Genomic DNA, 26,460 nt, shown 5'->3' with positions numbered 1-26,460 from the left:
ATCTCTTCGTCAGGAAGAAATCCTACTTACTTTTGAGATATAAACCTCAAAAAAACCTATTATGAAAACCGGAATTATTATACCTTGTAACAATAAAGATAAGAGTTTTGATATCACTGTGTTTCTAAATTTTATACAAAAAGAAAATGATTTTCATTTATGTTTTGTAAACGACGGGAGCAAAAATAAATCCATAGATAAATTAGAAAATATTCAATCTTCTTATCCTCATAAAACCAGTATTATCAATATTAAGAAGAATTCTGCAAAAGCTGCAGCAGTAAGAGCAGGAGCTAAATATCTACAGAATAGAAACGACATAAGACTTGTAGAGTTGCCTTTGTAGTTTTTAGAACAGAGGGCTAACTTTATAAGAACAAGGTTTTTATGGAAATATAGCTAATGTTATTCAGTGTTTTTACGTTTTTTGTTTAAATCCAATAGGTGCCTAGCAGCTGCAAAAGGAGTGATTTTGTGTTGTTGTACGGCTTCGATCTTTGAATCCAAAATAGCTTTAACTTCTGGGTTATTATAAAAAGAACTCTTCAATTGTTCTTCTATAGTTTGTAACAACCAGAATTTGTTTTGTTGGATTCTGTTTTTGTTAAAGAATCCATTTTCAGAAGTGATTTTCAGGAATTTCATAATCATTCCCCAGATATCATTGATGCCGTTACCCTCTAGCGCACTACAGGTTAATACTTCTGGAGACCAATCGTTTTCTGAAAGAGGATAAAGATGTAGGGCTTTTCTAAACTGATTTTTAGCTTTTTGGGCACGCAGCAAATTATCACCATCAGCCTTGTTGATTACCAAAGCATCAGCCATCTCGATGATACCTCTCTTAATACCTTGTAATTCATCACCTGCACCTGCTAGTTTTAGCAATAAGAAAAAATCTACCATACTGTGCACTGCAGTTTCACTCTGACCTACGCCTACTGTTTCAATAATAATTACATCATATCCAGCTGCCTCACATAGGATAATAGACTCTCGGGTTTTTTGGGCAACACCCCCCAGAGATTTACCAGAAGGAGAAGGGCGTATAAAAGCTTCTGTAGACCTTACCAAAGATTCCATACGGGTCTTATCTCCTAAGATACTTCCGTGAGAGATCGTACTACTGGGATCTACTGCTAAAACAGCTACTTTTTTCCCTTGTTCTATTAATAGATTACCCAAAGCCTCGATAAAAGTACTTTTACCAACTCCAGGAACTCCCGTTATTCCTATTCGTATAGAGTTATTGGCATATGGGAGACACTTCTCGATAAGTTGTTGCGCTTTTTTTGTGTGATTCTTCTGGGCACTTTCTATAAGTGTAATCCCCTTGCTTAATGCAGCTGTATCCTTGGCAATAATCGCCTTAAAAATAGTGTCGATTAAGATTTCTTTTTGCTGTAATTTTTTAAACCGATTAATCGCTTGATTACTGGTGTTAGGCGGTACTTTTGAAGAAGGGTTGGTATGTTTGGTAGAATCTTTTGGCACAGAATTACTTTATGACAAAGTTATAAATTCATTTTAGAAACCTATAAAAATTATAGGATATGTAATGTATAGAGAATATTCCCTATAACTTAATAGGAATTGCAATAGCTGTTCTATCCCACGCAAGATACAATATGGTAAAGTCATTGGCATTTTCAAAATAGATAGAAAACTGCTCTACTATATTTAATAATGGTTGCGTGGGGACTTCAACAACAAGGGCGTCATATGTCGCGTCTCGTTTTGAAGTGCCGTCCATATGTACTCCCCAATCGTATTCTTTAGTATTAAAAATTACTTTCCACGACTTAGGATTAGGAATGGTCCATAATGAATACGTACCGGCTTTTAATATTGTACCATCAACAAGAACATCTTTATCGGTCGTAAATGTAGTGGGTTCATTGGCTCCTGTTCTCCAAACCTCATTATATGGAACTAAATCTCCAAAAATTTCTCTATTGTTTTTATAAGGTCTATTGTAGAACACAGAAAAAGTAGCATCTTTTGCGGTATGAGTAATTGTTTCTTCTGGACTATGCTTTTTGGTGTTTTGTTTCATAAAATAGATTCCTGCAAATCCAATTACTACTAGCCCTAATAAAATAAGAGCTGTTCGTTTTAAGAGTTTTGGCATCATGTTTTTTTTAGTTTTAAATATAACCCTTTTAAGGCTTAGGTACGTGTTTAAAGATTCATAAAATAATAGTCTTTAACTACAACAAATATTACAGATACTTCTTATCTACATATTAAGAATGCAATCACTTTGATAATAAAGCAGTTAAAGAAAAGTTTTTAAATGTTAATTCTTTGGTTTTCAGTATTTTGTTGATTAGGTACGATTTTTATGCATAATTTTGCAACAAGGAATATTTGTTTACGTCTATATAAATGAATACCATTTAAAACTGTTTTAAATATTAATCACTAACCCAAATAAAAGAAAGTTTGTTACAAAGCGAGCTAATAGAACAATGTAGAACTAACGATCGTAGAGCGCAGATGAAACTCTATAATAAGTACTGTGACGGTATGTATTATGTAGCATTGCGTTTTCTTAAAGATCCATTTGAGGCAGAGGAGGCTATGCAGGAATCTTTCATTAAGGCATTTACTAGACTTCATCAATTTACAGGAGATGTAACTTTTGGAGCTTGGCTTAAACGAATTGTAATTAATAAAAGCATTGATATGCTTAAAGCTAAGAAAATGAATATGGTTGCGATTAATGAACAAGTTATGACTACGGTTGAAGAACAGAATGACTGGTCAGTATCAGATTCTGTGACAGTAGATGAAGTAAAAAAGGCAATTGAAAAATTACCAGAAAAATATAAATATGCAGTAATGCTCTTTTTGATAGAAGGGTATGATCATAATGAGATTAGTGAAATCTTGGATATTACACCCGTTTCTTCAAGAACATTAGTGCATAGAGGAAAAAAACAACTACAAGAACAATTAAAACACCTGAGAGATGGCACAGGATATTAGAGAGCTATTGAAACAAGATAAACGGATTCCTTCTGAGCAAATAAATGAAGGACATCAACAACGGTTTATGTCTAGGCTAGAAAAAGAACTTCCTAAAAGAAATAGGAGTTCTACATACAACTGGCTTAAAATTGCCGCAAGTGTGGTTGTAATTTTTTCTGTATCCCTATTAACTTATAATCAGTTTGATAGTAATAAGGTAGAAGGAACAGAAGTGGTAAATGTTGATAATACAGTGAAGAACTCTACTGTATTACTAAATAAACAATCTTCGCCGTTGGCAGAAATATCTCCACAATACGAAACATATGAAAATAATATGTTGACTAGTATAAAGGTGCAATTATCAAAAATTACTATTGATGATACGAATAGAGAGTTAGTTGAAGGATTTATGGCAAGATTAGATAATTTGGATAAAGAGTATCAGCGACTTAATAAAGAATTGATTGATGTAGGACCAAATGTGCAAAGTGTAGAAGCTATGATGGAGAATCTGAAAATAAGATTATCTCTTTTAAATAGATTAAAAAATAGACTAAAAGAATTAGAGAGTATTGAAAATGAAAATTACAATGAGATACAAGCTTAATATTGTTGCACTAAGTGTACTCTGTACGGGAGTATTTGCTCAGGAAAAACAAAATAAATTAAGCGAACAACTTGCAGTAAATGATGATGTTGTAGTTACTCTTAATACGAGTCATACCAATATTATTTTTGAAACCTGGAATAAAAATACGGTAGAAGTAGAAGCTTATTTGGAGGGAGACCCTTCTAACGAAAATAGTAAGCGAATATTAGAAAGCTGGCAAGTAAATCTAACAGGAAATGATAAAGAAGTAATTATAAATTCTACTGCAGGTAATTTATGGAGTAGAAAAGTAACTGCTTCTAATGTTAGAATGGGTAGAAATGATTTGCAAGAATTAAGTAGATTAGAACCTGCTATAGCAGATATGTTAGGTCCTCTTATGGAGAATATTACAAAAAATCCTATGCCTAGTGCACTATCTGATAATCTTTCTAATGTAAACTATAGTAATGGAAGTAGTGCTCAAAAAGATGAGAAGTATATTCAACAATGGGAGAGTCAAATACGAGATAAATTTAATGATGATGTAAATAAGGAGAAACAAAAATGGGCAAAACAGTTTGAAAACAACGCTACAAAAGTACCATCAGGTAAGATGGAGATTCATTTAGAGACATGGGGAGAGCAATATGGTAAAAAAATGGATGCCTGGGCAGCTCAACTTGTAAAAGATGTAGAAAATCAACAAGATGGAGCCACTAATGTAACCGTTTATAGATATACAACAAGTAAAATAAATACCAAAGGTACTAGTAAAGTTATAAAAGTACATATGCCTGTAGAAGCCAGATTAAGACTTAATATACGCCACGGTGATGTACAATTGGCAGAAAAATCTAAAAATGTAAGAGCATCTTTGTCACATACTAAGCTCTCTGCGAATATTATTGATGGAGATCAAACTTTTATAAAAGCTTCTTATTCCCCTGTTTTTGTTCGTCAATGGAATAATGGTAGGTTGGTTGTAAATTATGTTAAGAATTGTAGAATACAAAATGCAAAAAACCTTCTTGTTAATGCTGATTCTAGTAATATTTTTATACAACAACTGGATGAAAATGGAGCAATTTCAGCAAGTTTTGGAGTAATTAATATAGCTAATCTAGGAGAGTCTTTTTCTACATTGGATCTAGTCGTTCAAAACAGCGATTTTAAATTAAATTTACCTGAGACAGCATTTAATTTGTCATATAGTGGAGCACAAAGCATAATTTCTTTACCCAAAACTCTCGAAATAAATACCAGAAAAAACTTTGGAAATGTTTTTGTTAATGGATTCCAAAATACGAGAAGTACAGATAAAATGATTACAATTAACGCTAAATATAGTGAAGTTGTATTAAGTAATAAATAAGTTTTTGTTCATAGTAATATAGTGTTAATTATAGAAAAGCTCTATCGGTAAAACTGATAGGGCTTTTTTAGTTTATGTTGATTATTGTAATATGAATTTTATTAATCTGATTAACAGGTTTTTGTTTTTCGAAAGAGTGAGTTTTATATAAAATTGTTACCAAATGTATTTGGGGAAATTTACTCTCTAGACATTTTTTTCTGTTTTATTCAACGAAGGGTAAAACGTAAGAAGAATACAGGATTAGTCTCTTAATCCAGTTAATCATGCCTTTTATCTGTTTTTCTTAACGTTTTGTAAATGTAAATAATTGATTTTTAGGGAATTAACGTTAAATAAATGAAAATTTAACGTTTTTTGTGTCTTTTATCGAAAATCGAAAACACTTGATCTAAAAGTCTGGTTTTTAATTTGTTTAACTATAATTATGTAATATTATTGTGTGGGAAAACCGTAATAAAGTACACAAAGGATGAGATTGATGACATTTTTTTTCAGTTTATTTTTAATTCTAAATAGTTATGCAAATGACTTAGACCAATCTTTAGAAGTAGAGATGGAAGGTCTTACAGTTATGGTTGTAGATTTTCAGGAAGGAGATAAAATTAAATTATTTGAAGTAGAGAGTGGTGATCATATTTTGTCTAAGACTCATGGAGAGATAGATTTAAGTCAATTGCCTATGGGATCATACTTACTTGAAAATAGTGAAGGGAGATCTGTAGTTATTGTTCGTCTAGAAGAAGGAATTGATATTCAAGGGGTGTTAGAAAATACAGAGAGTGAGTTTGTTGTAGAAAATGATAATGAGATTACTTATAGACCTGCAGAAATTAGTGTAGAACAAGAGTTTATTCATTATTATGAAAATGCAGAGACTAATCTTTTGGCAATTACAAGAGAAGGAGACTTTGTTACTGTAGATGAATTTGAGGAAGGAGATAAGATTAAATTGTTTGAAGTAAAGAATACAGTACACATATTGTCAAAAACAACAAATGTTATAGATCTTAGTCAATTACCAGTTGGTGTTTATGTACTAGAGAACAATAGAGGAGAATCTGTTGTTATTGAAAAATATGTAGATAGCGATGATCTTGTTGCAGATATGTAAAAAAAATAATATCAAATAAAAAAAGGTCTTTCTAGCTAGAAAGACCTTTTTTTGTTGTGTGAGTTTAGTGTTATTTATCCAGGTTTTTAGTCATATTAAAACCAGTAAACAACCCAATACCTGCCATTAAAAAGATGGTGCCAGGAAAAGCTATACTGTCTTCTACTCCTAAGGTGTAATGTAGAATCCCTGCTATAAAAATTCCTGTCCCTATTCCCATTAATAACAATGAAAAATTTAGAAACACAATTTTCCAGATAGGAGTTACTCTTTTTTCCTTGCTACTGTAAAAAATTGATGCATCTGCCCCTTTTTCTATCAAGGCCATACGTTCTTTATTTCTTGAAGAAATAAACAAATAAAAAATTCCAAAAATACATCCAAAAATTGCAGGTATAATAATAATTTCTGCTCCCATGTTTTTTAATTTAAAAGATTAATACTGTTCGTTTTCTTATTAAGACGAGCAATGATTTGAGACGGTTACAAAAATGATAAAAAAAATAATTGTACTTTTTATTAGTATTTATGTAACCGATAATTACCTAGTATCGTCATATGAAAGAATGAACCATCAATCAGATCAATATTATATTACCCAGGTGTTAGAGGGAAAAGTGAATGCTTTTTCGGTGTTAGTAGAACGCTATCAGGGCTTGGTTTATACTGTAGTATATCGTATGCTTAAAAATAAGGAGCAAGCAGAAGAGGTTGCACAAGATAGTTTTATTAAAGCATTTAAGTCTCTGAGTAAGTATCGCGGAGATGCCAAGTTTTCTACTTGGCTATATACCATCGCATATCGCAAAAGCCTAGATGCAATAAAAGTAAGTAAGCGAATGATAACTTCTGAACTTATTGAAGAAGTTAGTGAAGGAGAAATAGAGCGGGTGAGTGACGCTTTAAATTATTTACAAGAAAAAGAAAGAAAAAAAATTATTTCAGATAGCATCTTGAAACTTCCCGAAGAAGAAGCGGCTATTGTTACACTTTATTACTTTGAAGAGAAAAGTGTAAAAGAAATAGTAGAAATTGTAGGTTTAACAGCAGATAATGTGAAAATTAAACTATATCGTAGCAGAAAAAAACTATATTCGATATTAGGGCAGCACATTTTGCCAGAAATTAGTAATAAAAATGGAAGAGCAATATAAGGATATTAAGTATTTGGTTAAAGAAGCTGGGGTAGATCAGCCTTCTTCTGGGTTTATGAAAGCTGTGATGAATCAGATCGAAGTTTCTGAAGGACAACAAGTGAAGGCATATAAACCTTTGATTTCTAATAAAAATTGGCTTGTTATTGGGGTGATAACACTTATTTTGGTTGGGGTAATACCATTTTTACCAGATAATAAAGAGTCTTTTTTTACAGTAATTGATTTTTCTTTTTTTGATAAAGTGAACCTTCAAAACCCATTTTCTGATTTCACTTTTCATAAATCAACTATTTATGGTATTCTATTTCTTGCAATTTTGTTTTTTGTTCAAATACCAATATTGAAAAGAAGAATTGACAAGGATTATTCTCTATAGTTACTAGCCAGTATTATTGGTTTTTTACTTCATATGACTAAATGTAAATGCGATTGTCTGAGGGTTTATAGGATAATCAATTCTTTTTGTAAAACTACTTTTGATCTATAGTAATTATTGTCTTTTTTGAGTGATATTGAAGATTTTTTTACAATTATAAGTTGCTTAAAAGAACTTGATAAAGAATTCAAAATTATTTTTTAGCAAAACTCTAAATAAAAATCAAAATTGGTACTGTTAAACAGTAAGCTACGTCTTGGTATACTTATTTGGGTGGACTTATATACTGACAAAGGTCATATTTCTTGGGTGTAGTCTAAAATACTTTTGCGTTGCAAATCAACAAGAACCTCTCCTGAGTATTGGTGTAAAAAGCATACTCAATTACTTGTTGTTTGTTAAAAATAATAAACCATTAAATCTACCCAGATGAAAAGTAAAACACCCTCTTTTAAGTTTGTAATAATGTTATTTGCAATAGGATTAATACATATGAATTCGCCACAACTATATTCACAAAAAAGTAATGAATATGGATCACTATCATTTAATAATGCTATTAATGTTTCGGGTAAACAGCGAATGCTTACTCAAAAAATATCTAAAGCATATTTGTATCTACTTAATAATACTAATGATGCGCAAGCAAAAAGAGATCTACTGTCAAGTCAAATAGTTTTTGAAGAGCAAAACCGTGTTCTTATACAAAACTGTAAGTTCAAAGAAACTACTAGCCGATTAGTAAAAGTAAATGAGTTATGGAAAAGTTTTAAAAACCTTATTGATGATCAACCAAATTATGATAACGCAAAAAAGATAATAGATACAAATACAGATTTGTTAAAAGCGACAAACGATGTTGTAGTATCCATCATTTCCGAATCTAGAAATTCAATTCAAAATAGTCAAGATGGTATTGAGAAGTCTAGCACAATAGAAGATATATTAGAGTTAGAAAGTTTAATAAATATTTCAGGAAGACAAAGGATGTTGGCTCAACGCTTAGCATTTTATTATTATGCAAATAGAGTAGAACTTAAAAATAAAAACTCTAGCCAAATGCTTAGTAATGTTTTTCATGAATTGGATGGAGCTATTAATAAATTACTAATATCCAAGTTTAATACTCCTAAAATTGATGAGAAGATAGGATTAGCATTTTCTAAGTGGAATGCTATTAAGAAAAATACTAGTAAGCTAACCAATCAAGAGTTTGAAGAAGCAGAAGTGTATAAAATGAGTAATGAGTTAACCAAAGTATTTAATGAGATAACGTTGTTGTACGAAAGAATAAATATATAGCATGTTTCTATGTATTTAATGAAGTGATATAAAAACAAAACCTGAAGTAACTACTTCAGGTTTTGTTTTTATATATAAAGGAATAATTTTTTTAATCATTGGTAAGCACCCATTCTCCTTTTTCAATTAAAGGAATGGCTTGCTTGTATTTTACAACTTTGTTCTCTCCGCTCATTATATGTTTGATAGTAACTTTATCATTACGACCAATTTTTGGTTGCTCTCGAACAATAGTTTCTGTGACTTGAGGTTTTCCTTGCGTTTGCCCTGCAGCTCTATTTTGAGCAGCACGCTCATCCATATTCGGGATTTCCTCTTTTGATGTTTCTAGCTTTTCCTTTCTTCTTACTTGTCGAGCTTCAGAAATATCCTGAGTATTACCCGTAGGCAATTCTCCCTTAAATAAGAATGAAATTACATCTTTATTAACCTCTTCGATCATTGCTTTAAATAGCTCGAAAGCTTCAAATTTATAAATAAGCAAAGGATCTTTTTGTTCATGAACAGCTAGTTGAACACTTTGTTTTAATTCATCCATCTTACGAAGGTGTGTTTTCCAAGCATCATCAATAATGGCAAGCGTGATGTTTTTTTCGAAATCTGTAATTAATTGCTTTCCTTCAGATTCATATGCTTTTTGTAAATCTGTAGCAACATTTATACTTTTTACTCCATCTGTAAACGGTACCAGAATCCTTTCATAGTTACTAGAAGGATCTTCATGTACTTGTTTAATTATTGGATACGCAGTTTCAGCATTACGTTTCATTTTGTTTTGATAATGCTCATAAGCCACTTTGTATACTTCTCCTGCAATTTTTAAAGTATCTCCCTTTTCAAATTCTGCTTCAGAAATAGGGCTGCTCATAGAAAAATAGCGAATTAATTCAAATTCGAAATTTTTAAAGTCTTGAGTCATTTTGTTTCCTTCTGTAATGACTTCTACTGTATCGTATATCATATTGGCGATATCCACACGAAGACGCTCTCCAAACAATGCATGGTAACGACGTTTGTAGACTACTTCACGTTGTGCATTCATTACGTCATCGTACTCCAGAAGTCGTTTACGCACACCAAAGTTGTTTTCTTCTACTTTTTTCTGAGCTCTTTCGATAGACTTAGAGATCATAGAATGTTGTATCACTTCTCCTTCTTTTAGTCCCATTCTATCCATCATTTTGGCAATACGCTCAGAGCCAAATAGACGCATCAGGTTGTCTTCTAGGGATACATAGAACTGAGAGCTTCCTGGATCTCCTTGACGACCAGCACGACCACGTAATTGTCTGTCAACACGACGAGAATCATGGCGTTCTGTACCAACGATTGCTAATCCTCCTGCAGCTTTTACTTCGTCTGATAGTTTTATATCAGTACCACGTCCAGCCATATTGGTAGCAATTGTTACTACACCGGCATTACCAGCTTCGGCAACAATATCAGCCTCTTTTTTATGAAGTTTTGCATTAAGTACATTATGCGGTACTTTACGAATAGTAAGCATTCGTCCTAGCAATTCTGATATTTCTACAGAGGTAGTACCTATCAATACCGGTCTTCCTGCGCGAGATAGTTCTGTAACTTCTTCTATTACTGCATTGTATTTTTCTCGTTTAGTTTTGTATACGAGATCTTCTCTGTCGTGTCTGGCAATAGGTCGGTTGGTAGGTATTTCTACTACGTCTAATTTGTAGATTTCCCAAAGCTCACCTGCTTCGGTAACAGCTGTTCCTGTCATTCCCGAAAGCTTACCATACATACGGAAATAATTCTGAAGTGTAACTGTAGCAAATGTTTGGGTGGCATCTTCGATCTTTACATTTTCTTTAGCTTCGATAGCCTGATGTAATCCATCACTGTATCGACGCCCATCCATGATACGACCCGTTTGCTCATCTACGATTTTTACCTTATTATCCATTACAACATATTCTACATCTTTTTCGAATAATGAATACGCTTTTAGTAATTGACGTAGTGTATGGATACGTTCACTTTTTACGCTATAGTCTCTAAAAAGATCTTCTTTCTTTTCGGCTTCTTCTTCTTTGGATAACCCTCCGCCTTCAATTTTAGCGATTTCCATACCAATTTGGGGTAGGACAAAGAAATCAGGGTCATCCTTTCCAGAAAGGTATTCTACACCTTTATCGGTAAGATCGATCTGGTTATTTTTTTCTTCTATAACATAGTACAAGTCCGCATCAATCTTATGCATTTCGCGGTTGTTGTCCTGCATATAAAAGTTTTCTGTTTTTTGAAGTAATTGTTTTACCCCTTCTTCACTTAAAAACTTGATTAATGCTTTGTTTTTTGGGATTCCTCTATAAACTTGTAATAATTTAAAGCCCCCTTCTTTACTATCTCCTTCTTTAATCAATTTTTTAGCTTCGGCTAAAACGGTGGTAAGGTATTTTTGTTGTACCGAAACGATATCACTAATTTTTGGTTTTAATTGATCGAATTCATGTATATCTCCTTTTGGAATAGGTCCAGAAATAATTAAAGGTGTACGAGCATCGTCAATTAATACAGAATCTACTTCATCAATAATAGCATAATTATGTGGGCGTTGTACCAGATCTTCGGGTGCATGAGACATATTATCCCTTAGGTAGTCAAAACCAAATTCGTTATTAGTACCATAGGTAATATCTGCATTATAGGCAGCTCTACGTTCTTCAGAGTTTGGTCTGTGATTATCGATACAATCTACAGTCAGACCATGAAACTGAAAAATAGGAGCCATCCATTCGCTATCACGACGAGCCAGGTAATCGTTTACCGTAACTAAGTGAACACCATTACCAGAAAGTGCATTAAGATATACAGGAAGTGTTGCTACTAGAGTTTTTCCTTCTCCAGTTTGCATTTCGGCTACTTTACCTTCGTGCAGTGTAATACCTCCAACAAGTTGAACATCATAATGAATCATGTCCCATTTTACTTCTTTACCCGCGGCGTCCCAACTTGTTGCCCATATTGCTTTTTCTCCATCGAGTGTAATATGATCTCTGGTACCAGAAAGTTCTCTATCATATGCAGAAGCTGTAACTTCGATAGACTGGTTGTTAGCAAAACGTGTTGCTGTTTCTTTTACTACGGCAAAAGCTTCAGGAAGGATATCATTTAAAGCTTTTTCTGTAGTTTTATAAGCCTCTTCTTTTAAAGAGTCTATTTCACTATAGATATCTTCTTTTTTGTCTATATCCTCTGTGATATTAGCTTGTTCTTTAAGAGTTTCTATCTTAGAGTTAATTTCGGCGCGAGCTTCATTTATTCTATCTTTAAATTCAATAGTTTTAGCTCGTAATTCATCATTCGAAAGACCTTTAAGCGCTGTTTCTGCCTTTTTTATCAATTCGACTTTTGGCTGAATTTCTTTTATATCTTTTTTGGACTTATCTCCAACAAATACTTTTAATACAGAATCTAAAATTCCCATAATATATGGTTGTGTGTTTAATGAGATTTAATTTCAAAATGAAATTAACTGATCTTACCTTTTTTCAAGGCAATACTCGAGTAAGACTCCAATGTATGGACTCTACAAGTTATCTCATGACCTAAAGTGGTCATATTATACAATGTTTTGTGCAAAGTTACTAGCCTAAAAAAAGCGACGTAATTTACGCAAAAAAAAAGCCTCTTGCGAGACTTTTGATACTATTTGATTTATTTAATATTCATCCTCATTCCAAAGATAATCCTCATCTGTAGGATAATCTGGCCATATTTCCTCTATAGAATCATATGAATCTCCTTCATCTTCAATTGCTTGTAGGTTTTCTACAACCTCTAAAGGCGCTCCAGTACGAATAGCGTAATCAATTAATTCGTCTTTTGTAGCTGGCCAGGGCGCATCACTTAAATAAGATGCTAATTCTAAAGTCCAATACATATGTTTACTGGTTTAATTTTTTGCAAAAATAATTTTTTAGTTTAAAAAGTCAAGTAAAAAATTAATTATTTAGACAATAATTATAAGAACGTGATTTTTTTTGTTATCATTTATAAACTTAGCAGTAATTTAAGAAATTAAGAATTTTTTTTAGGAATCCATTCAATTTCATCTGCTTTTAAATCGTGGGACAACTTTCGTGCCAGTACAAAAAGATAGTCAGATAGTCTGTTTAAATACTGTAATGTAAACTCCTCAAAAGGCGTTATTTCATGCAGTGCAGTAGCCAAACGCTCTGCCCTTCGGCATACACAGCGAGCAATGTGACAGAATGACACAGTTTGATGCCCTCCTGGTAATACAAAATGTGTCATAGGAGGTAAGGATTCATTCATTTTGTCGATTTCTTTCTCTAAAAGTTCAATGTCCTCTATATTGATTGTTGGTATATTCAATCTTTTTTCACCATTTTTTAAAATGGCTTTTTCGGGATCAGTTGCCAAGACAGCTCCAACCGTAAAAAGTTTATCTTGTATATTGATTAATGTGTTTTTGGTAATGTTATCCACTTTTTGATCTCTAATTAGACCAATATGAGAGTTTAATTCGTCAACAGTACCATAACTATCGATACGAATATGATGTTTAGGGACTCGGGTGCCTCCAAATAGAGCAGTAGTTCCTTTGTCTCCAGTCTTTGTATATATTTTCATTTACATTTTATACTTTAAGAATGTTTCTTCTTTTTCTTTTTGAAGTAATTCTTCCTGTAATTGCGCTCATCGCGATTATAAAGTTTGTTTTTATTCTTTTTGGTATTTAACGAAACAAAAACAAAAAGGATAGCAATTGCTATTACCATTAAAATTAGCTGGGTTTCTTCAGAAAGAGCTTCTAGCATTGTTTTACTTTTGAAGTAAAAATAACAAAAAAAGCTTTCAACTGCATAGTAAAGATTATAGTAGTATTTATAAAGAGGTCTACATTAAAAATGCTAAATTTGTGGCATAATGGAATTTTCTTCAAAATTATTGGAAAACGCAGTTTATGAAATGTCTCAATTACCTGGGATAGGAAAACGCACTGCATTACGCTTAGTGCTGCATTTACTTAGGCAACCTCAAACGCAAACAGAGCATTTGACGAAAGCTTTAGGAGTACTTCGTAAGGATATAAAGTTTTGTAAAACGTGCCATAGTATTAGTGATGTAGATACTTGTGAGATATGTAGTAACCCTAACCGAAATAGAGAGATTATCTGTGTTGTTGAAGATATACGTGATGTGATGGCTATAGAAAGTACAGGGCAATATCGAGGTTTATATCATGTTTTAGGTGGGAAAATAAGTCCACTAGATGGTGTGGGACCACAAGAACTAAATATAAGTTCTCTTGTCGAAAAGGCTAAATCAGGTGTGATTAAAGAATTGATATTTGCATTAAGTGCTACCATGGAGGGAGATACTACTAATTTTTATATATATAAACAATTAGAAGGAGTAGATATAAAAACCTCTACTATAGCAAGAGGTATTGGAGTTAATGATGAATTGGAATATGCAGATGAGATCACGTTAGGAAGGAGTATACTTAATCGAATTCCTTTTGAAAATGCTTTAAAAAGTTCGTAGTCAAAACGTGATTATTGATTCGGTTGATTGCTAAAAACTATTTTTAAATAAATTTTAATAGATAAAAACTAATTTTTAAGGTGAATTTTAATTAAATTCGCAAAAAATATAACTTATAAACACTTTTTATTAAGGATATGGCAAAATTTGAGCTTAAACTTCCAAAAATGGGTGAGAGTGTTGCAGAAGCAACAATAACAACTTGGTTAAAAGAGGTTGGAGATACTATCGAATTGGATGATGCAGTAGTTGAAATTGCAACAGATAAAGTTGACAGTGAAGTACCTAGTGAGGTTGAAGGTGTATTGATCGAAAAACTTTTTGAAGTTGATGATGTGGTACAAGTAGGTCAGGTTATAGCTGTAATAGAAACCGAAGGAGAAGGAGCTGTAGATTCAACTCCGCAAGAAACGACCGCTGTAATAGAGGAAGCTCCTAAAGAAGCAGTTGTAATTGAAGAACAAATAGTAGAGACTACGGAAGCAGTAGGAAGTACCACTGATTTTTCTGGAAGTAGTAGGTTTTACTCTCCATTAGTAAAGAATATAGCAACTGCAGAGAATGTTACGTTAGATGAGCTTGAAGCAATTTCGGGAACTGGTAAAGATGGTCGCGTTACCAAAAATGATATTTTACAATTCGTAGAGGATCGTAAGAATGGAAAAGTTGAGTATAAACCTGTAGAATCTGTACCAGCAATAAAAACGGTTGAAAAGCCTGCTGCAGTTACTAAAAAACAAGAAGTTTCAAAAGCTTCGCCAGTAGTAGCCTCTGGAGAAGATGAGATTATAGAAATGACCAGAATGGGTAAGCTTATTGCTCATCATATGGTTGAATCTGTGCAAACTTCTGCTCATGTACAATCTTTTATCGAGGCTGATGTAACTAACATATGGAACTGGAGAAAGAAGGTTAAAGGAGATTTTATGAAGAGAGAAGGAGAAAACCTTACGTTTACTCCTATATTTATGGAAGCCGTTGCTAAAGCGATAAAAGACTTTCCGATGATGAATATCTCTGTCTCTGGAGATACAATCGTTAAAAAGAAAAATATAAACCTAGGTATGGCAGCCGCATTGCCAGATGGTAATTTGATTGTTCCAGTGATCAAAAATGCAGACCAGCTTAATCTGGTTGGCATGACCAAAGCTGTCAATGATTTGGCAAACAGAGCCCGTAATAACGCTCTGAAACCAGATGATATACAAGGTGGTACCTATACAGTAACCAATGTAGGAACATTTGGTAGTATTATGGGAACACCAATTATCAACCAGCCACAAGTTGGGATTTTGGCTCTGGGGGCAATTAGAAAAGTTCCTGCTGTAATAGAAACACCAGAAGGAGACTTTATAGGTATTCGATACAAGATGTTTTTATCCCACTCTTATGATCATAGAGTTGTAAATGGAGCACTGGGGGGACAGTTCGTTCAGCGTGTAAAAGATTACTTAGAAGCTTGGGATGTGAATAGAGAATTTTAAAGTTATATTTCTCATAATGAGATCATAAAAGCCACAGCAAAATTTGTTGTGGTTTTTTTTATAATTTCAAAATTGAAGTAGAAAATCATATTAAAGAAGAAGGACATTTAAAAGATATACCTGGTACAAAAGAGGTAGAGGAAAACGGTATTTTTTTAGGAGAAATGGATGCTAAATTATAGCAAAAAGTTGAGGAATTAACACTTTATGCTATCCAACAACAAAAAGAAATAGAAGAGTTAAGGTCTTTAGTTAAAAAGTTGATTGAAACTAAGAAATAAAAAAATATACCGAAAGATTATATTGCCATCTAGATAGGATATGTAAATTAAACCCTGTCTATTGTTTCAATTCCTATGAGAGCGAACCCTCATAGGAATTGGTGTTTAGTAGAGATAGTAAACTATATTTTCACCTTCTATTTTTATAATGCATTACATTTAGATGTTCTAATTCTTCATTTATAATCAGATTGTAAGTGTAGTGGGATGCTACATCTGTTAACGGAATTAAAATTAACATTTGCACCCTGCTTTTTGCAGGGATGCTTTTTATAATTGGTCGTTGAGCACTTCTTCGATACCCGATTGGATTTGCTTTTCTTCTACAAGAAAAATAGATTTTTCTTGAGCAGAGCTTGTGGAATAAAAAAGGAAGATAATTATAGAAAGAAAGATTTTCATTATAGTTATTTTACTCAATTTTTGATGAATTAACCTTTTTAAATTGTTGTATGTATAAGTTTTATGTTGTAAAAAGAATATTTCATGTGTTGGTATAGATTTGTTTGTGTTTTGTTAAAGTAAAAAAATGAAATAGTTGCTATATAATTTTGTTAGTCAAGTCTAACTTTATAAGTTTGCGTTGTAAAACAAAAAGTCAGTTATGAAGTTTAAGTTTGAGACAACTACTATTATTTTTCTTCTAATTATAACCTTCACTTCTCAAGTGTCTTGTGCTCAAATGGGTGCAGTGCATGGTACAATTAAAGTAGATGGTAGCGTTCAGGAGTTAGCAACCGTTAATGTGTCAACAAGTACTCCTCTTGGTGGGGTTACAAATACTAAGGGTTGTTTTCGTATAGAAGATATTCCTTTTGGTACATACGTGGTAACTGCTTCTTATATGGGGTACGAAAATCAAAGTAAAACTGTTACCATAGATGGTCAAAATGAAAATATAGAGCTCACATTTGACCTTAATGAGAATTTAAACACTCTTAACGAAATTGTAGTTACGGGAACCAAAACTTACAAAAGGCAAACAGATTCTCCTGTAATTGTTAATTTAATAAATAACCAAACTTTAGATGATGTGCAAGCTTGTAACTTATCTGAAGGATTAAAATTTCAACCAGGATTGAGAGTGGAGACAGATTGTCAAACCTGCAATTATACACAATTGCGTATGAATGGGCTCGCTGGTGGTTATTCTCAAATATTGATTAATGGTCGTCCGATATTCAGTCCGTTAACCGGGCTGTATGGGCTGGAGCAATTACCTGCAAATATGATCGATCGTATAGAAGTTGTTCGCGGGGGTGGATCCTCATTATATGGATCAAGTGCAATTGGAGGAACAGTAAATGTAATTACTAAGATACCTAAAAAGAACTCATATGAACTAAATTCATTTTATCAAAATATAAACGGAAAGAGTGATGATGTGGTTTTTAGTGGAAATGCATCTTTAGTTTCTGAAGAGGTAAACTCTGGAGTCTCCTTCTTTTTTAACCATAGAGAGCGAGAGCTATATGATCATAATAGCGATAATTTTTCTGAAATCCCTGAGCTCGAAAATACTTCTTTTGGAACCAATGTCTTCTTTTTGCCTAGTGATAATCAAAAATTAGAAATTAACATTAGTAACTTAAACGAGTTTCGCTATGGTGGAGAAATGGTAGAAACAGTAGCTCACCTTACTCAGCAGTCAGAAGAAAGAACACATAACGTATGGATGGGGAGTGCTGATTATCAAATTAATTTTAATAATGATGATTCCTCTTTTATTACATATGCAGCTTGGCAAAATACTAAACGTAAGCATTATACAGGTATTTTTCCTGATGATCCAGATGAGGTACAAGCGCATATTGAAAATCCACCATATGGAACATCAAATACAACAACCTTGCAAGGGGGATTTCAACTAAATCATAAATTGTATAATTTCATAAAAGGAACTAACACACTTACATTAGGAGGTGAGTATGTTGTAGATGATGTTTTGGATGAAATTTCTTCTTATAATTATTTGATTGATCAAACGACCAAGGATTTGGGAGTGTTTTTGCAAAGCGATTGGGAGATACTTCCTTCTTTGACATTACTATCTGGGGTTAGAATGGATGTTCATAATCTAGTAGATGAACTGGTTTTGAGCCCAAGGGCATCTTTATTGTATAAATATAAAACTAATACACAATTTAGGATAAGTTATGGTACTGGTTTTAGGGCGCCACAAGCTTTTGACACAGATTTACATATAGCATTTGCAGGAGGAGGAGTATCTCGTGTATCTTTATCACCAGAATTATTGCCAGAAAAATCTCAAAGTTATAGTGCTTCAATTAACTATGATAAGCCCATGGAGCATTTTATCGCAGGATTTACTTTTGAAGGTTTTAGAACCCGTTTAAATGATGCATTCTTCCTACAGCCTATAGGAGAAGATAACTTCGGAGAACTTTTTGAAAAACAAAATGGACAGGGAGCAACAATACAAGGGGTAACATTAGAACTAAGGGCAAATTATGACAAAAAGATTCAGTTGGAAACGGGTTTTACTTTACAGACTAGTAAATTTGATGAAAAAGTTCAATATATAGATGGATTAGAAGGGTTAAGAGAATTTATCAGAACTCCACGTGATTATGGATTCGCAACCTTGTCAATAACCCCGAACAAGAAGTTTAATGCCAGTATAAACTATGTCTATACTGGAGAAATGAAAGTTCCACATTTTGCAGGTGCTCCAAATCAATTAGTTGATGAAATAATAACTTCTAAGCCATTTTCTGAAGTAAGTGCAAAAGTTGGATATACTTTTGATTTTTTCAAATTTGGATCTAAAATTGGCATATATGGAGGAGTTAAAAATATCTTCAATGAATACCAAGAAAACTTTGATATAGGAAAAAATAGAGATAGTAATTTTGTTTTTGGACCATCTCTGCCAAGAACGATTTATTTTGGAATAAAACTAATCTCAAAATAATGAGGTTAGGTTGCTTCATGCAGCATTTCTACTTTGAAATTGTTATGTAGTGTGCTTGGTTATAGAGTTTCAGGAAATACAAAGAAATTAGATAGATCAGATAAAATTAACCCCTAAACAGGAAAAAGCGATCCTTTATGTTTTCAATCTCAGAGTTTTTATTTGTTATAATATAATCTATAGCTTTAGTAGTAAACTTTTTGCCTTTTTTTGTTAAGGAAACTATGTCATCGTCGATTTTGATCATATTGTTTTTTAGGGCTAGGTCAAGAACGGATTTAGATTGTACTTTTTGCCAGTTGATATGTTCGTTCAAGTGTTTTACATGTCGTTCTTCTTTTTCTTTGTGATTGCTTAAGTGTAATAAAAAAGTAAGCAGAGAAACCTCGATTCGTTGTTGTTTTTGACGATATAATACAGAAAACAAACCTTTGTTTGGGGCAAATAGATATACTGCTAAAAAAACTAGTCCAAGTACCGTTGTCATTGATCCGGATATTGAGCTGTCAATCGCATGAGCCACCCAATATCCTGTAATTGCGCTACTCACGCCAAAGAATACAGATAGTGATAACATTTTTTTTAGATCGTTTGTTAATAGGTATGCAGTGGCTGCGGGAGCGATCATTAAAGCGATAACCAAAATTGCTCCAACGGCATCAAAAGCTCCTACAGTAGTGATGGATGATACTGTCATTAATCCATAGTGTATTACAACAGGAGAAAGTCCTAGTGCAGATGCTAAACCTGCATCAAATGTGCTAACTTTTAGTTCCTTAAAAAAGGTAAATAATAACCCTAAAGTAATTAGTAGTATAGTACCGATAATCCATAAAGATTTTGGACCTAGGTCCGTGCCTCCCATGATAAGACGGTCAAAAGGGGCAAAAGCAAGTTCTCCTAATAATACCGCGTCAACATCCAAGTGTACATCATTGGCATTTTGCGCAATTAGAATAATGCCAATACTAAACAAAGCAGGGAAAACCAGACCTATGGCAGTATCTTCTTTTACTAAGCCTGTTTTTTGAATAAATTCTACTAAAATTACAGTTATGACTCCACTAGCTGCAGCAAGAATGATTAATAATGGTGATGATAAATCATGGGTGATAAAAAAACCAATAACAATACCAGGTAAGATAGAATGACTTATTGCATCTGTGATTAATGCCATTTTGCGTAATACCAAAAATGTACCTGGAATAGCGCATGCAATCGCTACCATACTGGCAATTAACTGTATTTCGATCTGTGCATTACTCATTTCCTTCTTCTTTGGTTAATTGATTATAGAGATTAGAGGCAGTGTGGTATCCTGATTCTGTCATAGACCACATGTTGCCTTGTATTTTGACATAGTCTTTGTTTTCTAATTTTTGAAGTGATTTTCGGGTAAACCCCTGAAAATTATTTAAAATTTTAATCGCATGAGGGTGAGTAATATCCTGGTGAGTCTTTACGATATTGTACATAAAAGATAATGTTTTATGTAATTGAAGATCGTTTCTGTTTTTTCTAAAGCGTATTTCTCGAAATAGTAACCCTCGTCCTGGCGAAAAGATAAAAGAGAATAAAACAAATACACTGGCAACAAGAACGATTACAGGACCTGTAGATAGGTTGTTATGGCTAGCACTAATTGCTGTGCCAAAAACTCCGGAAAAAGCACCAAATACTGCTGCTAGAATAACCATTACAGCAAGGTTGTTAGTCCATTGCCTTGCCGCAGCGGCTGGAGCTAATAGCATAGCGCTCATTAATACTACACCGACCGTTTGTAACCCTAATACTATGGCAATTACAATAAAAGTGGTGATCAGAATATCTAAGAATCTGGTGTTAAAGCCTAATGTTTTAGTGTAATCTGCATCGAATAGTAGTAATTTGAGTTCTTTCCAGAATAACAATAGTGTGATTAAGCTAATTCCTGTAACAATAACCATTAACCACACATCACTCTCCAGAAGTGTAGCTGCTTGTCCAAAAAGATAACTTTCTAAACCAGCTTGATTAGCATTAGGCAATTTTTGGATATAGGTTAGTAATAGCATTCCAAAACCAAAAAACAAAGATAATATTAGACCTAGTGCTGTATCAGATTTAAGGTGTGTTTTACTGGTTATACCTCGAATCCAGAAAGTGCCTATTAAGCCACTTATTAATGCTCCTAACAAAAAAGCAGAACTATTTTTGGTGCCTATGATTATAAAGGCAATAGCAATACCAGGTAGTGCAGCATGAGAAATGGCATCGCCTAATAAGCTTTGCTTGCGCAATACAGCAAAACTTCCAAGCATGCCGCAGATGGCTCCAAGAACGGCTGTACCTAGTGTAATAGTTCGAAGCGTATAATCCGTAAAGACAAGTTCGATATATTCTTTTACATCCATTGTTGTTAATTGGTTGTTATCAATCTAATTACCCAGCACTTATTGCTGAACACTAACCTTATAATTAATTCCGTAGGTTTTTGTTAAGTTGTCGTCATTAAAAATATCTTTTACCGGACCAGTAGCAATCTTTTTTACATTTAAAAAGGTTACCCAATCAAAATACTCGGGGACAGTCTGTAAATCATGATGAACGACAATTACTGTTTTTCCTGCTTTTCTTAATTCTTTTAAAATATTGATGATTGCTTTTTCTGTGGTGGCATCTACTCCTTGAAAAGGCTCGTCCATAAAGTAGATAGATGCGTTTTGTACCAACGCTCTGGCTAAAAAAATACGTTGTTGCTGCCCTCCTGAGAGTTGACTTATCTGTCTATTTTTGAAGGCTAGCATTCCTACTTTTTCTAAGGCTTCAAGTGAGGCTTTTTTTTCTTTTTGTCCAGGTCTTTTGATCCATCCCAGGCTTCCATAGGTTCCCATCATTACTACATCTAGGGCGGTTGTAGGAAAGTCCCAATCTACACTTCCTTTTTGGGGCACGTAGGCAACCAGAGACCTTTGCTTTTTGTATGGCTTTCCATAGATTTGGATACTACCAGCAATAGGCTTGATGATGTCTAAAATCGACTTAATAAGAGTAGATTTTCCTGCTCCATTTGGTCCCACAATGGCCATTAAAACACCTTCAGGTATGCTAAGGTCAATATCCCATAATACTGGTTTGTAATTGTAGGCTACAGTGAGATCATCTATTTGAACTGCAATTTTGTTATTCATTATCTGAGTGCATTTACAATGGTATTTACATTATGTCTAAACATTCCGATATAAGTACCTTCTTTTGTTCCCTTATTGCCAAGTGCATCAGAAAATAGCGTTCCTCCGATGGTAACTTCGTGACCTTTGGATTTTACAGCAGCTTGCAAAGCTTCTATAGTGCGTTTAGGAACAGAAGTTTCTACAAAGATGGCTTTTACCTTGTTTTCAATAATAAAGTTAGCTAGTTTTTGAACATCTTGCACTCCTGCTTCGGTTGCTGTAGATAACCCTTGTAGACCAACTACATTAAAATCATAAGCTTTTCCAAAATAACTAAAGGCATCATGGGCAGTAACCAAGATTCGTTTTTCTTTGGGTAAAGTTGTTATAGTGTTTTTTAATTCTGTCTCTAATTTTTCAAGTTGTGCTAAATACGACTTTCCATTAGCTTCAAAAGCTTCAGCGTTTTTAGGATCTATTGTTTTTAGCTGATCTATAACAAATCTGGTAATGGTTTTCCAGTTTTTGACACTAAACCATATATGAGGATCATAATTAGAGGCAAAATAATCAGAACCAATTAATATGTTCTTATCTAAGCTCTCTCCAATGGCAATGGTCTGGATATCTTGATGTTTCATTTTTTCAAATACTTCTACTAATTTTCCTTCAAGATGTAAGCCGTTATAGAAAATTACATCAGCGTTTACTAGTTTAGAAACATCACCTTCACTGGCTTTATATAGGTGAGGGTCTACCCCGCTACCCATTAACCCTTTGACTTCAATTAAATTACCACCAATGTTTTTAACCAAATCCGTAATCATAGAAGTGGTAGTGATTACATCGAGTTTTTGATTCTTACTTTTCACCTCTTTTTTGCAAGAGATTATTGAGGTGATAAGTATAGATAGTATAAAAAAATTTCTGATCATTTTTTTTAAAATTTAATTTGATAGTCATGCATTTATTATGGTACTTAATAACAAAATTTGTTGATCGGTTAACTCTAACTTTTCATGCCTTACGATATAAAATTACTTCTCGAATATAGACTGCTTATATTTTTGAGGCAATTGACTTGGATGCTTTTGAATAAGTTAATATTTAACTCTGTATAGATACCTGCTTTGTTCATGGTATTGGGTTTGTAAACAAGCAAAAGTAGATCGTTAACTTTTAGAGAGGAATCTATTAATGGGGTTACTAGTCTATTTAGAAAACTTGATTTTTCGTTTGAATCATCACTGGTAAGGAAAAACCCAAAATTTGTTAACATCCCTTTTGTTTTTATAATCTCTTTTTTCTTAATAGTTAATAATAATTTACTTGTGATGCGATCATTATTCTTTAATATGATTTCTGCAAAATTTCATATTCTCTCCAGCCCAAATTTGTCTATTATCTAATAAAAGAGTAGTCCAAAGGCTACTGTCTTTTTTGTAAGGGTGTCTACGTGCTATGTACGTACCTTTTGATAGATAGAATCGACTGTTCTGTTTTATCAGATTAGTTTATAGTTATAGCCTATTAACTGTTTCTCAATAAATAACAGCTTTTATACTTAAATACATAAATCAGTATTCAAAAGAGTTCCCTTTAATTCTATTAGGTTTAGTATTTTTGCTTTGTTTATTACCACAAAATTAAAAAAGTAAGCTATGACTAACAAATTAAATTTGAATAATTTAACAAAAAGTGAAGAGGATTATTTAAAAGCCTTGTTTCAGCTACTTATTGATGATAACTCTTCCAAAGTGGGTAATAATCAACTGGCAGACTATCTTAAGGTTTCTCCTGCTTCAACAAATAACATGATCAAAAAGCTTAAAGCAAAAAAATATGTGGTAAGTGAGAAGTACGGTAAGTTGGATTTAACTGAAGAAGGAAGAGTTATTGCTGTTCGTTTAATTCGTAAACATAGGTTATGGGAAACTTTTTTATGTAATTACCTCAATTTTACCTGGGATGAAGTTCATGAGGTAGCAGAGCAATTAGAGCATATTAAATCTCGTAAATTAATTGATGAATTAGATCGGTATATGGACTTTCCGAAAAAAGACCCTCACGGAGAAGTGATTCCTAGTGCAGATGGAGAATATTATGTTGTGCCAAAAATAACACTTTCCTCATTGTCAGAGGGAGATGTTTGTCAGCTTGTAGCAGTAGATGATGGTTCTGTTAATTTTTTGAAATATGTATCAGAGATAGGTTTGGCATTAAGTAGTGAGATAAAAATTATAGAAGTTAGAGAATTTGACCAGTCTATTCGCATTCAGTTTAATGAAACTATAGAAACGGTTACAAGAAAATTTGCGGATAATGTATTCGTAAAGAAGGTTGTATAGTTTTTGTAAATGTTAAAATAGAGTTAGTCTATAAGAATGTTAAAGAATAGCAGTTATCTTTGAGTATCACAGAATCAATTTATGGAGCTTAATTTAAAAAAACCGATATGTTTTTTTGATCTTGAAACAACCGGTGTAAACATTTCTAAAGATCGAATTGTAGAAATTTCTATTCTAAAAATATTTCCCAACGGTACTCAGGAGAGTAAAACTTGGTTGGTTAACCCCGAGATGCCAATCCCTCCGGAGACTACTGCAGTGCATGGTATCGATGATGATAAAGTAGCTAATGAGCCTACTTTTAAAAAATTAGCAAGTAAGGTCAGCGAAATGATAAAAGGCTGTGACCTAGGAGGGTTTAACTCTAATAGATTTGATATTCCACTATTAGCAGAAGAGTTATTGAGAGCAGGCTTGGATTTTGATATGAAAAATACTGTTGCAGTTGATGTTCAAACTATTTATCATAAAATGGAAAAAAGAACATTGTCTGCCGCATATAAGTTTTATTGCGATAAAGATTTGACAGATGCCCATTCTGCAGAAGCAGATACACTAGCTACTTTTGAAGTATTAAAAGCACAATTGGATAAGTATCCAGAATTAGAAAACGATACTAAGTTTTTGGCAGAATTTAGTTCAAGAAAACAGTTTGCTGATTTTGCAGGTTTTATAGCATATGATGAGAATGGAAAAGAAGTTTTTTCGTTTGGAAAACACAAAGGTAAGTTGGTTGAACAGATAATGGAAGAGGAACCAGGGTATTTTGGGTGGATCCAAAATGCAGATTTTCCATTGTATACTAAAAAGGTTCTTACGGCAATCAGGCTGCGTAGATTAAATAATAGTTTAAATTTGTAATTACTATTTTATTTATTTTATACCATGAAGCTTATTTGCATAGGTCGAAATTATACTGATCATATTGAAGAATTAGAGAACGAAAGACCAGAAGATCCTGTGGTTTTTATGAAACCAGACACTTCTATATTGTTAAAAAAACAACCGTTTTTTATCCCTGATTTTTCAGATGATATACATCATGAAGTCGAGGTTTTGGTAAAAATAAGTAAGGTAGGGAAACATATTGATAAAAAATTTGCTCACAAATATTATGATCAATTAAGTTTGGGGATAGATTTTACAGCCCGTGATTTACAGACTAAACTCAAAGAAAAGGGGCTGCCATGGGAAAAAGCCAAAGCCTTTGATGGTGCCGCAGTAGTGGGGAAGTGGGTGTCCAAAAAAGAATATGAAAACATTAATGATATAGATTTTTGTTTAGAAAAGAATGAAGATGTGGTTCAGAAAGGGAATACCTCATTTATGTTATGGAAGATTGATGAATTAATAGAATATGTGTCAAAATATTTTACTTTAAAGATTGGAGATATTATATTTACAGGTACACCAGCAGGTGTTGGAGTTGTAAAACCTAATGATATTTTGACTGGGTATATAAATAACCAACAATTTTTTTCAATAAAAGTAAAGTAAATGAGCAAAGGATATAGTTTAAAAAATGTTAATGAACTATCAGGAGGCGATAACGAGTTTATAGCTGTACTGGTGCAAACTTTTCTAGAGGAGATACCACCTGATCTTGATAGTATGGTTCAGGCTGTGAATGCTGATAATCCTCAGATGGCATATCAGTATGCTCATAAGATGAAACCTAATCTTCAATTATTTGATATTGATCTTTTATCACAAATTAAACAGATAGAAGCTTGGTCAAAAACTAATAAAGCAAAAGAACAAATTATCCCTGTTTTAGATCAAATAGTATCTACAGTAAATGGAGCTCTTGAAGAGTTGAAAGCAGATTTTAGTTAG

Annotated in this window: 26 protein-coding genes; 15 read left to right on the top strand and 11 right to left on the bottom strand. The window is 33.1% G+C overall.

The window, feature by feature from the left end; genetic code table 11:
- Positions 1–61 precede the first annotated feature (61 nt).
- Entirely contained in the window at positions 62–346 is a 285-nt protein-coding gene (locus C1X07_RS14570) for a glycosyltransferase (RefSeq protein ID WP_103070765.1), read from the top strand.
- Positions 347–405: 59 nt separating this feature from the next.
- On the opposite strand, the gene meaB is transcribed toward C1X07_RS14570, so the two are convergent.
- Positions 406–1,494, bottom strand: coding sequence for a methylmalonyl Co-A mutase-associated GTPase MeaB (gene meaB, locus C1X07_RS14565; RefSeq protein ID WP_103070764.1), 1,089 nt, complete (start codon positions 1,492–1,494; stop codon positions 406–408).
- Positions 1,495–1,576: 82 nt separating this feature from the next.
- Entirely contained in the window at positions 1,577–2,134 is a 558-nt protein-coding gene (locus tag C1X07_RS14560) for a DUF2911 domain-containing protein (RefSeq protein ID WP_241507265.1), read from the bottom strand.
- 365 nt (positions 2,135–2,499) lie between these two features.
- On the opposite strand from C1X07_RS14560, the gene C1X07_RS14555 reads away from it, so the two are divergent.
- The 4 genes from C1X07_RS14555 (at position 2,500) to C1X07_RS14540 (ending at position 6,054) form a co-directional block, all read left to right on the top strand.
- Positions 2,500–2,991, top strand: coding sequence for an RNA polymerase sigma factor (locus C1X07_RS14555; RefSeq protein ID WP_103070900.1), 492 nt, complete (start codon positions 2,500–2,502; stop codon positions 2,989–2,991).
- Positions 2,975–3,583, top strand: coding sequence for a hypothetical protein (locus tag C1X07_RS14550; protein WP_103070762.1), 609 nt, complete (start codon positions 2,975–2,977; stop codon positions 3,581–3,583). Before C1X07_RS14555 ends, C1X07_RS14550 begins: the two co-directional genes overlap by 17 nt.
- Positions 3,567–4,940: a hypothetical protein gene (locus C1X07_RS14545; RefSeq protein ID WP_128755284.1), complete on the top strand. Its 1,374-nt coding sequence runs from the start codon at positions 3,567–3,569 to the stop codon at positions 4,938–4,940. Before C1X07_RS14550 ends, C1X07_RS14545 begins: the two co-directional genes overlap by 17 nt.
- A 481-nt stretch (positions 4,941–5,421) precedes the next feature.
- Entirely contained in the window at positions 5,422–6,054 is a 633-nt protein-coding gene (locus C1X07_RS14540; protein WP_128755283.1) for a hypothetical protein, read from the top strand.
- A gap of 70 nt (positions 6,055–6,124) precedes the next feature.
- Here C1X07_RS14540 and C1X07_RS14535 read toward each other — a convergent pair whose 3' ends face one another.
- Positions 6,125–6,472, bottom strand: coding sequence for a DUF6249 domain-containing protein (locus tag C1X07_RS14535; protein WP_103070759.1), 348 nt, complete (start codon positions 6,470–6,472; stop codon positions 6,125–6,127).
- A 73-nt stretch (positions 6,473–6,545) separates the two neighbouring features.
- Between C1X07_RS14535 and C1X07_RS14530 the strand changes: the two genes are divergently transcribed.
- From C1X07_RS14530 to C1X07_RS14520, 3 genes are all read left to right on the top strand, one after another.
- Positions 6,546–7,208, top strand: a complete 663-nt coding sequence (locus C1X07_RS14530; RefSeq protein ID WP_241507264.1) for an RNA polymerase sigma factor — start codon at positions 6,546–6,548, stop codon at positions 7,206–7,208.
- Positions 7,192–7,587, top strand: coding sequence for a hypothetical protein (locus tag C1X07_RS14525; RefSeq protein WP_103070758.1), 396 nt, complete (start codon positions 7,192–7,194; stop codon positions 7,585–7,587). Before C1X07_RS14530 ends, C1X07_RS14525 begins: the two co-directional genes overlap by 17 nt.
- A gap of 429 nt (positions 7,588–8,016) precedes the next feature.
- Positions 8,017–8,889 (top strand): type IV pili methyl-accepting chemotaxis transducer N-terminal domain-containing protein, encoded by an 873-nt coding sequence (locus C1X07_RS14520; RefSeq protein ID WP_103070757.1) that lies wholly within the window; start codon positions 8,017–8,019, stop codon positions 8,887–8,889.
- A gap of 91 nt (positions 8,890–8,980) precedes the next feature.
- Here the strand turns inward: C1X07_RS14520 and secA are convergent, their stop codons facing one another.
- The 4 genes from secA to C1X07_RS25040 form a co-directional block, all read right to left on the bottom strand.
- Positions 8,981–12,337: a preprotein translocase subunit SecA gene (gene secA, locus C1X07_RS14515; RefSeq protein WP_103070756.1), complete on the bottom strand. Its 3,357-nt coding sequence runs from the start codon at positions 12,335–12,337 to the stop codon at positions 8,981–8,983.
- Positions 12,338–12,571: 234 nt separating this feature from the next.
- Positions 12,572–12,793: a DUF2795 domain-containing protein gene (locus C1X07_RS14510; RefSeq protein WP_008272287.1), complete on the bottom strand. Its 222-nt coding sequence runs from the start codon at positions 12,791–12,793 to the stop codon at positions 12,572–12,574.
- A gap of 137 nt (positions 12,794–12,930) precedes the next feature.
- Positions 12,931–13,506, bottom strand: a complete 576-nt coding sequence (locus C1X07_RS14505) for a cob(I)yrinic acid a,c-diamide adenosyltransferase (protein WP_103070755.1) — start codon at positions 13,504–13,506, stop codon at positions 12,931–12,933.
- 14 nt (positions 13,507–13,520) lie between these two features.
- Positions 13,521–13,694 (bottom strand): hypothetical protein, encoded by a 174-nt coding sequence (locus C1X07_RS25040; RefSeq protein ID WP_164914169.1) that lies wholly within the window; start codon positions 13,692–13,694, stop codon positions 13,521–13,523.
- A gap of 109 nt (positions 13,695–13,803) precedes the next feature.
- Between C1X07_RS25040 and recR the strand changes: the two genes are divergently transcribed.
- The 3 genes from recR (at position 13,804) to C1X07_RS14490 (ending at position 19,124) form a co-directional block, all read left to right on the top strand.
- A complete protein-coding gene (recR, locus tag C1X07_RS14500) occupies positions 13,804–14,424 on the top strand; it encodes a recombination mediator RecR (RefSeq protein WP_103070754.1) in 621 nt (206 codons plus the stop codon).
- 137 nt (positions 14,425–14,561) lie between these two features.
- Complete coding sequence (locus C1X07_RS14495; RefSeq protein WP_103070753.1) at positions 14,562–15,908, top strand: dihydrolipoamide acetyltransferase family protein; 1,347 nt, start codon at positions 14,562–14,564, stop codon at positions 15,906–15,908.
- 885 nt (positions 15,909–16,793) lie between these two features.
- Positions 16,794–19,124, top strand: coding sequence for a TonB-dependent receptor (locus tag C1X07_RS14490; RefSeq protein ID WP_241507263.1), 2,331 nt, complete (start codon positions 16,794–16,796; stop codon positions 19,122–19,124).
- A 106-nt stretch (positions 19,125–19,230) separates the two neighbouring features.
- Here C1X07_RS14490 and C1X07_RS14485 read toward each other — a convergent pair whose 3' ends face one another.
- Genes C1X07_RS14485 through C1X07_RS14470 form a run of 4 tightly spaced genes read right to left on the bottom strand, consistent with a single transcriptional unit; the run spans position 19,231 to position 23,211 of the window.
- A complete protein-coding gene (locus tag C1X07_RS14485) occupies positions 19,231–20,391 on the bottom strand; it encodes a metal ABC transporter permease (RefSeq protein ID WP_103070752.1) in 1,161 nt (386 codons plus the stop codon).
- A complete protein-coding gene (locus C1X07_RS14480; RefSeq protein ID WP_103070751.1) occupies positions 20,384–21,517 on the bottom strand; it encodes a metal ABC transporter permease in 1,134 nt (377 codons plus the stop codon). Before C1X07_RS14480 ends, C1X07_RS14485 begins: the two co-directional genes overlap by 8 nt.
- A gap of 39 nt (positions 21,518–21,556) precedes the next feature.
- Positions 21,557–22,294, bottom strand: a complete 738-nt coding sequence (locus C1X07_RS14475; protein WP_103070750.1) for a metal ABC transporter ATP-binding protein — start codon at positions 22,292–22,294, stop codon at positions 21,557–21,559.
- A complete protein-coding gene (locus tag C1X07_RS14470; RefSeq protein WP_103070749.1) occupies positions 22,294–23,211 on the bottom strand; it encodes a metal ABC transporter solute-binding protein, Zn/Mn family in 918 nt (305 codons plus the stop codon). Before C1X07_RS14470 ends, C1X07_RS14475 begins: the two co-directional genes overlap by 1 nt.
- A 726-nt stretch (positions 23,212–23,937) precedes the next feature.
- Between C1X07_RS14470 and C1X07_RS14465 the strand changes: the two genes are divergently transcribed.
- The 4 genes from C1X07_RS14465 to C1X07_RS14450 all read left to right on the top strand — a co-directional run bounded on the left by C1X07_RS14465 (position 23,938) and on the right by C1X07_RS14450 (position 26,460).
- Positions 23,938–24,624: a metal-dependent transcriptional regulator gene (locus C1X07_RS14465; RefSeq protein ID WP_103070748.1), complete on the top strand. Its 687-nt coding sequence runs from the start codon at positions 23,938–23,940 to the stop codon at positions 24,622–24,624.
- Positions 24,625–24,705: 81 nt separating this feature from the next.
- Positions 24,706–25,485 (top strand): 3'-5' exonuclease, encoded by a 780-nt coding sequence (locus C1X07_RS14460; RefSeq protein WP_103070747.1) that lies wholly within the window; start codon positions 24,706–24,708, stop codon positions 25,483–25,485.
- A 24-nt stretch (positions 25,486–25,509) separates the two neighbouring features.
- Positions 25,510–26,121 carry a fumarylacetoacetate hydrolase family protein gene (locus C1X07_RS14455; RefSeq protein WP_103070746.1) on the top strand — a complete coding sequence of 204 codons (612 nt, stop codon included), beginning with the start codon at positions 25,510–25,512 and terminating at the stop codon, positions 26,119–26,121.
- Positions 26,122–26,460, top strand: a complete 339-nt coding sequence (locus C1X07_RS14450; RefSeq protein WP_103070745.1) for an Hpt domain-containing protein — start codon at positions 26,122–26,124, stop codon at positions 26,458–26,460.

Source organism: Aquimarina sediminis (assembly GCF_002895435.1).
GTDB classification, from domain to species: Bacteria; Bacteroidota; Bacteroidia; order Flavobacteriales; family Flavobacteriaceae; genus Aquimarina; species Aquimarina sediminis.
This window is presented reverse-complemented; position numbering and strand designations above follow the sequence as displayed.